The 13,539-nt window shown below is 60.7% G+C and carries 11 protein-coding genes; 7 read left to right on the forward strand and 4 right to left on the reverse strand.

Features of this window, described 5'->3' with window-relative positions; all coding sequences use genetic code 11:
- The first annotated feature begins 60 nt into the window (after positions 1-60).
- The 7 genes from DW754_RS04630 to DW754_RS04660 all read left to right on the forward strand — a co-directional run bounded on the left by DW754_RS04630 (position 61) and on the right by DW754_RS04660 (position 8,891).
- Complete coding sequence (locus DW754_RS04630; protein WP_117758792.1) at positions 61-660, forward strand: hypothetical protein; 600 nt, start codon at positions 61-63, stop codon at positions 658-660.
- Positions 644-901: a hypothetical protein gene (locus DW754_RS04635; RefSeq protein WP_117758791.1), complete on the forward strand. Its 258-nt coding sequence runs from the start codon at positions 644-646 to the stop codon at positions 899-901. Before DW754_RS04630 ends, DW754_RS04635 begins: the two co-directional genes overlap by 17 nt.
- Positions 902-942: 41 nt before the next feature.
- Positions 943-2,355, forward strand: a complete 1,413-nt coding sequence (locus DW754_RS04640) for a hypothetical protein (RefSeq protein ID WP_117758790.1) — start codon at positions 943-945, stop codon at positions 2,353-2,355.
- Positions 2,356-2,473: 118 nt separating this feature from the next.
- A complete protein-coding gene (locus DW754_RS04645; RefSeq protein WP_199411451.1) occupies positions 2,474-3,190 on the forward strand; it encodes a DUF554 domain-containing protein in 717 nt (238 codons plus the stop codon).
- Between the two features lie 88 nt (positions 3,191-3,278).
- Entirely contained in the window at positions 3,279-5,033 is a 1,755-nt protein-coding gene (locus DW754_RS04650) for a TerB N-terminal domain-containing protein (protein ID WP_233508868.1), read from the forward strand.
- Positions 5,026-6,330 (forward strand): ATP-binding protein, encoded by a 1,305-nt coding sequence (locus tag DW754_RS04655; RefSeq protein ID WP_117758789.1) that lies wholly within the window; start codon positions 5,026-5,028, stop codon positions 6,328-6,330. Before DW754_RS04650 ends, DW754_RS04655 begins: the two co-directional genes overlap by 8 nt.
- A gap of 116 nt (positions 6,331-6,446) precedes the next feature.
- Complete coding sequence (locus DW754_RS04660; protein WP_117758788.1) at positions 6,447-8,891, forward strand: DEAD/DEAH box helicase; 2,445 nt, start codon at positions 6,447-6,449, stop codon at positions 8,889-8,891.
- A 26-nt stretch (positions 8,892-8,917) separates the two neighbouring features.
- On the opposite strand, the gene DW754_RS04665 is transcribed toward DW754_RS04660, so the two are convergent.
- From DW754_RS04665 to DW754_RS04680, 4 genes are all read right to left on the reverse strand, one after another.
- The gene (locus DW754_RS04665) at positions 8,918-9,796 is read right to left on the reverse strand and encodes a spermidine synthase (protein WP_117758787.1); all 879 of its coding nucleotides are present in this window, start codon (positions 9,794-9,796) and stop codon (positions 8,918-8,920) included.
- The gene (locus DW754_RS04670; RefSeq protein ID WP_117758786.1) at positions 9,797-11,704 is read right to left on the reverse strand and encodes an elongator complex protein 3; all 1,908 of its coding nucleotides are present in this window, start codon (positions 11,702-11,704) and stop codon (positions 9,797-9,799) included.
- Between the two features lie 98 nt (positions 11,705-11,802).
- Entirely contained in the window at positions 11,803-12,702 is a 900-nt protein-coding gene (locus DW754_RS04675; protein ID WP_117758785.1) for a DUF4097 family beta strand repeat-containing protein, read from the reverse strand.
- The gene (locus DW754_RS04680) at positions 12,699-13,421 is read right to left on the reverse strand and encodes a helix-turn-helix domain-containing protein (protein WP_117758784.1); all 723 of its coding nucleotides are present in this window, start codon (positions 13,419-13,421) and stop codon (positions 12,699-12,701) included. Before DW754_RS04680 ends, DW754_RS04675 begins: the two co-directional genes overlap by 4 nt.
- Positions 13,422-13,539 lie beyond the last annotated feature (118 nt).

A 13,539-nucleotide genomic window follows, 5' to 3' on the forward strand; every position in this document is an offset into this window, starting at 1 on the left:
CCGTGCCGCTTTCGTCTAACCCTCACGGAAACGGTCCGTGACGAATAGAAAGGAACGATTATGGACATCACCGGGAATTTGAGCGGGGCCAGGGTGCTCGTCGCGGGCGCAGGGCTGGCGCTCGCACTCGCAATGGGCGCCGCGCCGACCACCGCCCTGGCGGAGGGACGCACTGGAACCACCAACGTGACCATCAGGACCGAAATCGACAACATCAAGTTCAAAGCCCCGACCGTCATTCCGTTCGTCGCTAAGGCAGACGGCACGCTCCAGGGCCCTTCCGAGAATACAACCACCATCGACAATCTTTCGGCCTATGGCATCCATGTTACCAACATGAAGATTGCCGCCCAGAAGTCCTGGAGCATCGTCGCCGACGCCAAGACGGGGACCGCCCAGAACTCCATCGATTTTAAGGTCGGCCCAGACAAGGCACTCCAAGACGCCCACGCCGCGACGCAGGAAGCGGGCCTCGACCTTTCCAAAAATGCATCCTTCGACATGGGCTACCAGGGCATCGCCGATGGTACGGACAAGATTAAGCTTAAGACGAGCGGCGCTGTCGCCCGCGTCACGCGAGACATCTTCCATGTGACCGGCACGGGCGACCAGGTCGCAACCATTACGTGGACGGTCGAGCCCGGTGCGCACACGGCCTAAGGCAATTGTCCTTGCCGTCATCATCGGCGTTGCAACGTTTGCCCCGATCGCCGCTTTTGCCCAACAAGAGCAGGCGCAGGCTGCCACGCAGGTAACTGTCGATCTATCGGAACTCGAACGCAGTGGCCAACATGAACCCCTAGCGCAAACGAGCGACACGCGACAGCTCCTGGCAGCAGGAATCGCCACGGCAGGCGCTAGCGCCATCGGCCTTGGTCTGCGCATCAAACGCAGCCAGTAGCCGCGATAATCGAGACCGTCCAGAACAGGTAAGGAGAACCCATGGCATCAAAGAACCTTTTGCCCGTTGCCGCGCTCTGCAGTGCGCTTGCCACCGGCATGCCCGTCGCCGCTCTAGCGACACCCGCCGTGGACGTCCCCTTACCTGCCGTCAACTGTCTCGCCACAAACCAGATGAGCACCATCGCGCGCCAACGCTTCTCGCTTGCGCAGGCAAGCATTTCGGCCTCGGGGTGCCTCCGTCGCTGCACGAACAGCTCGATAGTCGTGGATACCGAGCGCTCGAGCACAGCGGACGGCCCCCTAACGGGATGCATTATCTGCACATGGCGCGCAGCTGCAACTGATGCCGATGGCGATTCCTGCGACGTGGAGCTGCGCCTCGACATCACCCTGTCCGATGACTCGGCGGACGGGGCAACAGTCGCCTTCGACAGCACGTTTTTCGAAAACGGAGGGGGTGTATGCCTGGGCTGCGTCCCCTCGAGCGCCGATGGCACGCAGCCCGCTATCTCATTCACCGCATCGCTGAAAATGACCAAGGCGGGCACCGACGCCACGGCAAATGGCGAGATCGCTCTGATGTTCTACGCGAGCGGCACAGAAAGCCAGGAGATTCGGGGCAAACAGCGGACCGGATCGCTCAGCCTGACGCGAGGGGCAGATCCCGGTCCTGTCGATATCAGTGCCGAAACGCAAGATGTGCATCACGTCCTTGTCGATCCGGCGCTCCTCGAGATGGAATGGAGCGGAGTAGGAGCGGTCGGACTCGCCCCCTCGACGGGTGACATCGCAAGCGACTCCAGCGAGAGCAGCGGTGAAATAGCGCCTGGGGACAATGGCGCACCAGGCGGCATAACACCGCCATCGAGCGGTCCTTCAGCCACTTTCAGCGAGCCAAGCGAAACAGCCACCGCAGTGGGCTGCACGCAAGCTGGCGAAAACTTGGGGTGTCCCATGCCGGCAGACATCGACGAGGGCAATTGTTGCATGATGGTCGCGCTCGACCGCACGGAAACCGTCGACGCCGCGAGCATTGAGGCCACCGCTGCCGATAAGCCCGTCCGCAAAGCAGCCATTATCGCATTCCCTAAAACCGTCGAAGTTGTTTTTCTGCCATCGGGCGAGGTCGTAGCCCCCACCTTGCTCACCTTGCTTGGGGCAAAGGGCACGGCCAACCAAATCGACAACCTCACGGTCGCCGACCCTGCGACCACCGCAAAACTGCACCTGTATGCCGTAACCTCGGACGGAGGCAAAACCGAGGAATTCGACGGTGAGAACCTCCTGAATAACCGGATACTCCATAAAATGGAAGACGTCTCGTATCAAATTGAGCTCGTGGGATTTGACCGAGCTCGAGATGCCGATATCATCGCCGCGGCCATTGAGTCCCCGCAGCGACTCATGACGCTGTGCTTCGATTACAGCCCCTATGTCGTGATGGGAGGCTGAGGCTTGGGCACCAAATGCCGTCATTAATACCACTTATATAACGTATAGGATGAGGCATGACGCACCCTGCAGCCCGTTCTGCTACGATTGCCAGGTTGGCATCAATATGGGAGGGTTCATGCCGGGTTTGGGAACGGTCATCAACGTCGCACTTTTGATTGCGGGCGGACTGCTGGGCCTTATAGGCGGACGCTTTATCACACCCCGCATCCAAGACACGCTCATGAAGGCGTCGGGGCTGTGCGTTTTGTTTATCGGACTGGGCGGCACCATGCAAAAGATGCTCGTCATTGACGGGAAAGCGCTGGAGACCACCGGCACCACCATGCTCATCGTCTCGTTTGCCCTCGGCTCGCTCATCGGCGAGGCCGTTAACCTGGAAGCCGGCATCGAAAACCTGGGCGAATGGCTCAAGCGCAAAACCGGCAGCGAGGGAGACAACGAGTTCACCAATGCCTTTGTCTCGACATCGCTGACCGTCTGCATCGGTGCCATGGCTATCGTGGGATCAATCCAAGACGGCTTGCTCGGCGACTGGTCCACGCTTGCCCTCAAGGGCGCGTTGGACTGCATCATCGTCTGCACCATGACGGCTTCGCTCGGCCGCGGCTGCATCTTCTCCGCCCTGCCCGTTGCCGTATTCCAGGGAACGATTACGCTGTTTGCCGGCGCGCTCTCCCCCATCATGACCGCCGCCGCCCTCGACAGTCTATCGCTCGTGGGCTCTATACTCATCTTCTGCGTCGGCGTCAACCTCATCCGTCCTCAGACCTTCCGCACGGCCAATATGCTCCCCTCCGTTGTCATAGCCGTCATCTACGCCCTCCTGTTCTAAATCTATCTACGTAACGGTATCTCGAACACCTGTTTGATGCTGTGCTATGATATGAGGTCACCGAAGCTGCGTTAGGAGAGGAGAAACGGTGGCCGACCAGGACATCAAGATGCTCATCGAGCGCATTATGGCCGAGGCCCGGACCCATCAGTCTGCTCGCTTCTCAAACGAAGTCTATGCTGACGAGCCGATTCTCAAAACCGGTCGTCAGATGCAGAACTTCCTTCCCGACCAGTACCGCAAAATGCGTGAGATATCGCGTTGGCAAGAAGACCCCAAGGGTGGCGCGGGACGTTGGCTTTCGGAAGCCGAGCTTTTCTACCGCCAAGGCCTGCTGATGGCCGACTTTGAGGACGACTGTCCCTACAACGGCACATTCAAGTCGTACTTTCCCACCTATAACGCCATGAGCGATCGGCAGCTGCGCGGCTATTTTACCTGGCGCACCCAAGTGCGCCGCGGAACCGTCGAGGAAACGTCTACGTCCTTTGCCTTTCTGTATCTCTATGAGCTGATCTGCGGCATTGGCGTAGATGACCCACTCGATGGTTTTAACAAAATCAAGGCCTTTTGGGATGCCTATCGCGCCTTTGAACCCGGCATCGACCGGTTCGCACGCGTGTGGCTGCAGGACTACGCCGTGTTCCACGGACTCGACCCCAAGCTGCTTCGTGATTCTAAAACCGTCATGTTCGACAACGCCCTTATCGAGCTGCGGCGCTCGGCTCGAGACCTTGCACCAGCACCGTCGGACCTGGCGCCCGCGCGTCGCAAGAACTCCGAGCCCACGCTCCCCCTTCCGCCCGACGAGGCTCGCGAGGAGCGACTCATGGCCGCCATCAACGCCCTCTCCACGTATAACCTCAATAACTCACGGCTCGATCGCAGCCACCATCGCGACCTGCGCCACGTGGCATGCGCCGTGTATGTCCGTATGGCGCGCTACTATGACACGCACCGAAAGACCGGTATCGTGGCGAGCTTGTTTGGGGAGGAGACGGCCATGCCCTATACCATGTTTGCCTCGGCCGTGTTCTTTGCGCCCAATCGCCACGAAGACTGCGAATACCGCTTGGATCCCATCCATATCTACCGTTGCCAAAACGGTTTTTGGGAATGCATGCGGATTCACGGCAGCAGGCAAAAGAGCAGCAAGCTTGGCGAGATGATGCGCGCCTGCGACCAACGCCTGCGCCTGGCCCTAGACCCCACCCACCCCCTGAAGGAGGAGAAGGTCCCCAAATATCTGGCCAAGATCATCGACGACGAGATCGTGGCATGGCTTTCGTGGGACGCCGCGCACCAGCCCGTCAAGATCGATATCGACCTGAGTCAGCTGGGACACATTCGGAGCGCCGCCGCACAAACACGTGAGGCACTTTTAATTGATGAGGAGCGCGAGGACGATGTGCCCACAGAGGTCGATACGGAGGGCTCCGAGCAGCCGGAAGCCAAACCCGCGGCCGGCGTGATGGTCGAGCCGATCGCGGCGCCCACGGAGCGCAACGAAGCCGACGAGCCAACCATTTCCACCGAACAGTTTGGCGTCGTGGCACCGCTCCTCGCACCGACGCCAGTGGTCGTATCGACTGCACCCGCTGGCACCGCAACCGAACTCGCGCCCGCCGCAGATGCCTTCCTTCGCGCGCTCCTCGAGCGGAACACGGCGCAGGCCACATTGGCGGTGGCACAGTCGGGCAAGAGTGAGGACATGCTCGTCGATAGCATCAACGAAGCGCTCTTTGACCTGGTGGGCGACACCGTTATTGAATTTGGCTCAGCAGGACCGCAGATTATCGAGGACTACGAAGCAGACGTGAGAGGATACCTAGACCATGAGTGATACCGCATCCGCAGCACCCCGCGTGCCCAAGCGCGTCGCCGCCGTCATTCTCAACTCGCTCAAGGGCGGCGTGGTCCCGCGCATCGGCCTTCCCTATATCACCGTGGGGCGCGAGGTCGAGATCCGTGCTCTGCTCACCGACCTGAGCCTCATCGCCGATGGCGGCGCAAGCTTCCGTTTCCTAGTCGGTCGCTACGGCGCCGGCAAGAGCTTTTTGCTCCAGACCATCCGCACGCACGCCATGGGCGAGGGATTCGTCGTGGCCGATGCCGACCTATCCCCTGAGCGCCGTCTGCAGGGCGGCCAGGGACAGGGCCTTGCCACCTACCGTGAGCTCATCCGCAACATATCGACCAAGACGCGCCCCGAGGGCGGTGCGCTCAACCTTATCCTGGATCGCTGGGTCGCCTCGTGTGCCGATGCCGACGAGTCTGCCGTCAATGCCCAACTGGCCCCACTCGAGGAAATGGTCCACGGCTTCGACTTCGCCCGCATGCTCCGCCGCTACCGCGCGGCCGTATCCGAGGGCGACGAAGAAGCTATGAGCCGCGTGACCAAATGGATTCGCGGCGAGTACCGCACCAAGAGTGAGGCACGCGCCGAGCTGGGCTCCTCGACCATCATCAGCGATGACGACTGGTACGACTACGTTAAGCTCATTGCGCGCTTTTTGGTCTGCAGCGGCTACAAGGGCATGCTGGTGCTCATCGACGAGCTCGTGAATCTGTATAAGATTCCCAACGCCATCACGCGCCAATACAACTACGAGAAGATCCTGACCATGTACAACGACACGCTCCAGGGCAAGGCGCAGTACCTGGGCATGATCATGGGCGGCACGCCAACCTCCATCGAAGACCGCCGCCGTGGCGTGTTCTCCTACGAGGCCCTGCGAAGTCGACTCGCTCAGGGCCGCTTTGCACGCGAGGACCTTAAGGACATGCTCGCGCCCATCATCCGCCTGCAGCCACTCACCTACGAGGAGTTGCTGGTGCTGATCGAAAAACTCATGCAGATCCATGCCGGATACTTTGGCTGGACGCCCACGCTTACCGAGAACGACTTGGTAGACTTTCTCAAGATTGAGTTTGGCCGCGTGGGAGCCGATACGCACCTGACGCCGCGTGAGGTCATCCGTGACTTTATCGAGCTGCTCGATATCCTGTGCCAGAACCCCGATGCAAACGTGGCCGAGTTGCTGCAAAGCGTCGGCGGCGACGCGCTGGCACCGGCAGCCGCAACAGGCGACACCGGCACCGCAGACGGCGACCGCAACTTCGCCGAATTCACCATCTAACCTGCCAAAAAGGGACAGGTCTATTTTGGCAGCTTTTATCTGCACAAACGTTGAGACAGCAATGCAGCAAACCATTGCCAACCGCATTGAGAGGTTCGTATTTGAGGGGAGGCCCCGTGAACGCCTTTGACCGATATGCTCCGTTTATCCAAGACTTCATCTACTCCCACGATTGGGAGAGTCTGCGCTCTATCCAGGTTGCGGCGGCAGATGCCATCTTTAACACACAAGACAATGTACTCCTAACGGCATCCACAGCTTCCGGCAAAACCGAGGCAGCCTTCTTTCCCATCCTGACCGAGTTTTGGGAGAACCCGCCCGCGAGCGTGGGCGCCCTCTACATCGGCCCCCTCAAAGCGCTCATCAATGATCAGTTCGTCCGCCTCAACGACCTCTGCGAAGAGGCCGATATCCCTGTCTGGCACTGGCATGGCGATGTCTCGCAGTCGCACAAGGCTAAGCTCATTAAAAAACCGAGCGGCATCCTGCAGATTACACCCGAGTCACTCGAAGCGCTTTTAATCCATAAGCACATGGCGATCCCGCGCATGTTTTGCGACCTGCGCTACGTGGTCATCGATGAGGTCCACTCGCTCATGCGCGGCGACCGTGGCGGGCAAACGCTCTGCCTTATCGAGCGACTCTCGCGCATGGCCGGCGTGCAGCCTCGCCGCATTGGCCTTTCGGCTACCATCGGCGACCCCGAGCGCACGGGCGCTTTTCTCTCACAGGGAACGGGGCGCGACTGCGTTATCCCCCGCTTTGAAGAACCGCGCCGCGTGTGGCGCATCTCCATGGAGCACTTCTACAACTCGGGCCCCCAGGCGCAGCAGCGGGGATTCATGGGTACAGGTCCTCAAGAGGCCGAAGTGCTTGCGTGCGAGCGCATCGATGCGGCGGCATCCGCGGCACTGCCCGCCGGCGCCCAAGACATGCGTCACAGCGGACAGCTCACACAAGAGGAGCGCCGTCAACGTCGTGAGCGGGCACAGGGCAAGGCCGCTCCCAAGGACCGCCAAGCTTCCTCGGCCCCCGAGGGCGAAGTCGACATCCCCCAAGCACCCGAACAGGCATTACTCAACCCCACCGATACAGCACCAGACAACGCCGACCCCGGTATGGGATATATCTTTGAGCACACGCGCGGCCGAAAGTGCTTGGTCTTTGCCAACTCGCGCGAGGAGGCAGAGGCCGTATGCTCCATGCTGCGTAGCTACTGCGAGAGCCGGCACGAGCCCGACCGCTTCCTTATCCATCACGGCAACCTCTCGGCATCGCTACGCGAGACGGCAGAAGAGCTCATGCGCGACGAGGAACAGGCACAGACAACCGTCACCACCTCCACGCTGGAGCTCGGCATTGATATCGGTCGCCTGGAGCGCGCGTTCCAGATCGATGCACCGTTTACCGTCAGCTCCTTTTTGCAGCGCATGGGGCGCACGGGACGCCGCGATCTTCCGCCCGAGATGTGGTTTGTCATGCGCGAGGAAGAGCCCGAGCCGCGCACGATGATGCCTGAAACGATACCTTGGAAGCTCCTCCAGGGCATCGCGCTCGTACAACTCTATCGCGAGGAAAAGTGGGTCGAGCCGCCCGAGCTCGATCGACTCCCCTACAGCCTGCTCTATCACCAGACCATGTCGACCCTCGCCAGCACCGGCGAACTCACGCCTGCCGAACTTGCCCAGCGCGTGCTCACGCTCAGCTATTTCCACCGCGTCTCGGCCGATGACTATCGCGTACTGCTGCGCCACCTCATCAAGATCGACCACATCCAGGTCACCGAGGGCGGTGGGCTCATTGTGGGCCTCGCGGGCGAGCGCATCATTAACAACTTTAAGTTTTACGCCGTGTTCCAGGAAAACGAGGAGTTCACCGTTCGCAGCGAGTCGGCCGAGTTGGGCACGATCGTCAATCCGCCACCGCCCGGTGAGCGCATCGCCATCGCCGGACACTGCTGGATTGTCGAGGAAGTGGACTGGAAGCGTCATACCGTCTTTGCCACGCAGGTCAAGGGCCGGGTGCCGGCCTACTTTGGCGACTGTCCCGGTGACATCAATACACACGTACTCGAGCGCATGCGCAAGGCGCTCAACGAACACGCCGCGTATCCGTACCTTATGGGTAACGCACGGGCCCGCCTTGCGCAGGCTCGTCATACGGCCGAGATTTCGGGCGCGGGAACTAAACCGCTCATTAACCTGGGCGGCGATACCTGGGTGCTCTTCCCCTGGCTGGGCAGCTACGCCTTTTTGGCCCTCGAGCGCATGCTCAAGATTAAATGTGCCGCGGAGTTGGGCCTTCGCGGACTCGACCCATCACGCCCGTACTTTATGCAGTTTAAGATGAAGGCCGACGAGGAGACGTTCTTTGAGGTGCTCGCCGCCGAGGCCGAGAAGGACTTCGATCCCATCGAGCTCGTCTATCCCGGCGAGGTGCCTTATTTTGACCGCTACGACGAGTTTGTTCCCGAAGAGCTCGTGCGCAAGGGCTTTGCCGAAGGCGTGCTCGACATAGAGGGCATGAAGCAGCGTGTCCGCAGCTGGAGCGACCACGCCTAAGACCCGTCTTTTTGGGACGGAGAGACTTACTTGTCGTGAAGGACGGTGCCGAGGAAGTCGGTGTCGAAGGGCACAGCTTCGGCAAAGACATAGTCGCCGTCGCTGGCGATGAGCAGGTAGTTCTCCTCGCCGCCGAACTCCGCATCGCCGCATGGGACCACCCAGGCGTGGGCGAATACCTCGAGTGCCGCGGCAACGCAATCGCGCAGGAACGTCACGTCGCTCCCCCTGTTCGCACTCACGATATTGGCAACATAGATGCCCCCGGGGTTCAGGCTGCCTCGCACCAAACGCAACGCCTCAACCGTCGCCAGCTCGCGCACGGGCTCGACACCGCCAAAGCAATCGCTCACGACCACGTCGTAGCGACGATGGCCCACGCTCATCACGCCCAGGTACGAACGCGCCTCAGCGGTAATCACCCGCAAGCGGTCGCCCACCGCGCGCTCCAGCTCGTCCAGGTAGAACCAGCGGCGCGCCAGGCGCGTAATCTCTCCGTCATACTCGATAACGTCCATGCGCAAACTCTCGTGCGACATCAACGCGAACTTGGGATAGGCAAACCCACCGCCGCCCAGCATGAGCATACGGTCGATACCATGCCCGTAAGCATCACGCATTGCGTCCTCGGCCTCAAACACATCGTCAAATGCACGATAGTACGCAAAGACCGGCTCCGCCCAACGATCGCCAGCATAGCTCGCGCTTTGGTAGACGCCGCCCTGCACGAGCACACGGACCTCGTCACCGCCCTCATCGTGCATGCGCTTCACGCGCGCCAACCCATTGCGGGTTCGCGCAACCTGCAGACAGGCAGCACGAACAGCGACAGCGGCCGCACCAAGCGCCGCGGCTCCCAGAGCAACGCCGGCAACGACGCCGGCAGAAACACTCGGCTTGTTCATCTAGAGCTCCTTTTGCAGATAAAGGCCATGGTCATAAAATCCAAGATGGCGATAGTACTCGCGTGTGCCAATCGCGCTAATCACGTTGATACGTGCATAACCAGCATCCCGGGCAATCTCGCACGCACGCTCTACGAGCAAACGTCCCAACCCGTGATGCTGCGCCGCCTGGCCCTGATCCCCCACGCGTGCCGCCATGCCATACACGTGTACCTCGCGAATCATCGCCTCGTCCGGCGTCGTCGGCAACTCGTCTGCATGCGCGGCAACAAACGAATGGTCGGGCAGCGACAACCGCAAAAAGCCCGCGATCTTGCCCTGCGGCGTCACCCACTGCAAAAAGCGCTCGTGCGTCACCGGCGTCTCGTATGCTACCTCCTCATCAAGAGATAGCTCATCCAAGTCGGCACCAGCCGTGCTGATCTCGCGATAGCGAATCTCGCGCACCGTCGCACCATCCCCCCGAGCAGCCAGGCGGTTCTCGACGAGCTGACGCAGGTTGGGTTTCTTGTTGCCCACCATGATGTCGTCGGAGCTAAAGTCGCGGATCATGCGGCTGATGCGGCAGAACGCCGGCGTCACCACGATGTCGTCGGCCAACACATCGAGCAGCTCGTCCTCGGTATAGGGGCGCCACTCGCCACGCTCGTAACAGCCCACCAGACGCGAGCCCTCGATGAGCGCGCACGGGTAGACCTTGACCTCGTCGGGCATAAAGGCGCCCTCGGTCATAAAGCGCTCGTAGTCGCGCTTGTCCCCATCAGGCGTGGCGCCCAGCAAGTTGAGCATAAAGTGCGCGTGGATCTTAAAGCCAAACAGGCGCGCGAGCGAAAACGCCCGCTCGATCTGCGCCACCGAAATGCGGCGCTCGTTGATATCGAGTAGATGCTGGTCAAGACTCTGAATACCCATCTGAATCTTGGTGCAGCCCAAGCGGCGGATAAGTGTGAGGGCCTGCGGCGTTACGGCATCGGGACGTGTCTCGATAACGAGCCCCACCACGCGATGCTTCGCCGTCTCGTTGATGCGCTGCTGACGCTCAAGTTCCTCCATCGTTGCCGCCTGCCACTCGGCAACCTCGCCCCACGGCGTGCCAGGGCCGTACAGACGACGCACCGCACGGTTGTAGCCGCCCACAGCAACATCCACGCGCTCCTGCTCTCCTGCAACACCGCTCGCGAGCTCGGCCTCGTCTGTCGCAATGCCGGCAGCCCGGTAGCGCTCGCGACGCCCCGCCACCACCGGCGGCAGGGCATCGGCGGGCGCATCGTCGAGCAGGCGCCCCGCCTCGGCACGACTGATGCCCGGACGCGCCAACATGGGATTTGCCGCCACGCCCGCCACCGCATCATCATTGAGCGCACGGAAGAGCTCCAACATAAACCACGTCTGATACCCTTGCGGATAGTCGCTCCAGGTACCGCCAAGCACAATAAGCTCGATTTTATCGGTCGCATGACCCATCTGCGAAAGCGCGGTCAGGCGAGCGCTCACCTGCAGATACGGGTCGAAGCAGTTTTGCTCCGCACGGGCGCATGCCGGCTCGGCGTGCAGATAGCTTTTAGGCATGCGCAGGTCGTTGGGGCAAAACAGGCAATCGCCCGAGCACGGCCAGGGCTTGGTGATGACGGTAATGGTCGCCACGCCCGAAGCCGTGCGACGAGGCTTCATGCGTAGCACCTGCAGCAGTTGACGCTCCAGCTCCGCATCGACATTCCATCCAGCCCAACGAGCCGGCTCCTCACGTTTAACCCGCTGGTAGAACGGCAGCAGACGGCGCTTGGCCAAATCGCGTTTGTCGGCACCCTCGCGGCGCGCCTCGGCATGTATCAGTTTGACGAGCGCCTTGTCGTCTACGGTCTCGCCGCAACGCAGGGCCTCGAGTATGTTCAAGATAATCTGTTCCATGCCCCCATTGTAAAGGCAAAGGCCCCGAAGCCCGTCACGGCTCCGGCGCCTCCATCAAACAGCGCGTCTATGGTTTATAAGTCTTCGATAACCACCCGTCACTCTGGATCAAACGACATGTCGCCCGAACCGACCTCAAAACGATACGTGGCAGACTTATCGCCGTTGTCGAATTCAAGATTCAATATGGTCTCGCCATCGTAGCCAAGCGGAAGGAAATCGCTCTCGAAGTCGCCGCTGCCCACGGTGAGGCTCGCCTTAAAGCCCGTCGAGCTCGGAACCGTCATCTCCACGTCGCCCGAGCCCACGCTCACGTCCATCGACTTCGCGGGCGCCTGGTAGAGCTCGAACGTCATGTCACCCGAACCAACCTCGGCATTCAGGGTGTCGGTCACGGTGCCCGTAAACTCAACGTCTCCCGAATTCAACGTTATATCCAGATCATGGCACGCAATGTCCGCGACCGCCAGGTCGCCCGACCCTACATTCGCCGTAATGCCCACCAGGTTATCCGCAACATCTCGCGGCAGCTCAATGGTAATTGTGCGGTCAATCGCGCGCTTATCATCGTAGTCGAACTGACTGATCTTGAGCGTAGATCCCTTGACCTCAGCAAGGTTCCGGGTAGCCGCATCAGAAGCAGACGTTCCCTTCGCAACGCGGCCGCTTTCGATAACACGCACCGGGCCGCCAGAGACACATTTAACCTCGACCGTGCCCGACGTCACGTCCAAGTCAAGCGATGTGAACGCGTCGGCATCAAACGTTTCGCTCGAAAGCTGTTGAGGCCGAGCGGAATAGTTACCGCTATCCAAGAGATCATCGTCGTCAAACATATCGTCAAAATCAGACAAATGGCCAGATAGAATACCGGTTGTACGCACCATATCGGAATGAGCCAATAGCCGCGAAGTGCCAAAGACAAGCCCGATGATAAACACGAACGCTCCGATGCCAACGCCCAAGCGTACCTTGGATTCATGCGAAAGCTTCATCATTCATCACCCTCTTTGGCACATGGCTCAGCGGTGGCCGCGGTAGCCACGCCAGCATCAGGTTCCGCAGAAGTATCCTTCCCCTGGGCCTTGATCGCCACCGACGCCGGGCCAACCTGAATATCCCCGCGCGCCCAATCGCCATCGAGCGCACGCGCCACCCAGTGATAGATGGGAATCGTAAAGAAGATCAGCGCGGCAAAGGGACCGGCACCAAACAGGAACATCAGCAAAAAGAACAGCAGCCAGCACACGGCCCAATACGGGAACGACTGGAACGGGCCCTTCACCGGAGTCGAGCCAACCGCGGCGCCACTCGTCGCCTGCGCCGTAGCGGCATTGGCGGCCTGCGCACTCCAACTCGCCGCCTGCGCCGCCTTGGCCGCGGCATCACTTGCCTGCGTAGCTGCCTCCGTGGCGCGTGCCGCCGCCTCATGGGTGCGGGCGCGCTCCGCCGCCTCGGCCTCGCGCTGACGGGCGCGGTCCTTGTTCTCAAACTCGATATCGTCCTCGATCTCATCGCTCGGATTGAGCAGCTCGTCCAGGCTCACGCCATAGAGTTTGGCGAGCGAGATCAGATTCTCGGTATCGGGCGAGCTCTCCGCGCGCTCCCATTTGCTGACCGCCTGGCGCGACAGTCCCAGCTTTCGTGCCAGCCCTTCTTGGCTAAAACCCTTGCTGCGACGAAGGTCGGCGAGCCGCTGCGCAGTTTCTACATTCATGGTTCCTCCTATGTGATGCCAGCCGTGCCGCCGGACCGTTTTTGTTCTTAAGGCGCCTTGCACAGTTAAAAATCTATCCGCCACCGCCAAAAGCATGCCACCTATTCTAGTGAGATTT

The organism is Collinsella sp. AM29-10AC (genome assembly GCF_003469085.1).
GTDB lineage: Bacteria > Actinomycetota > Coriobacteriia > Coriobacteriales > Coriobacteriaceae > Collinsella.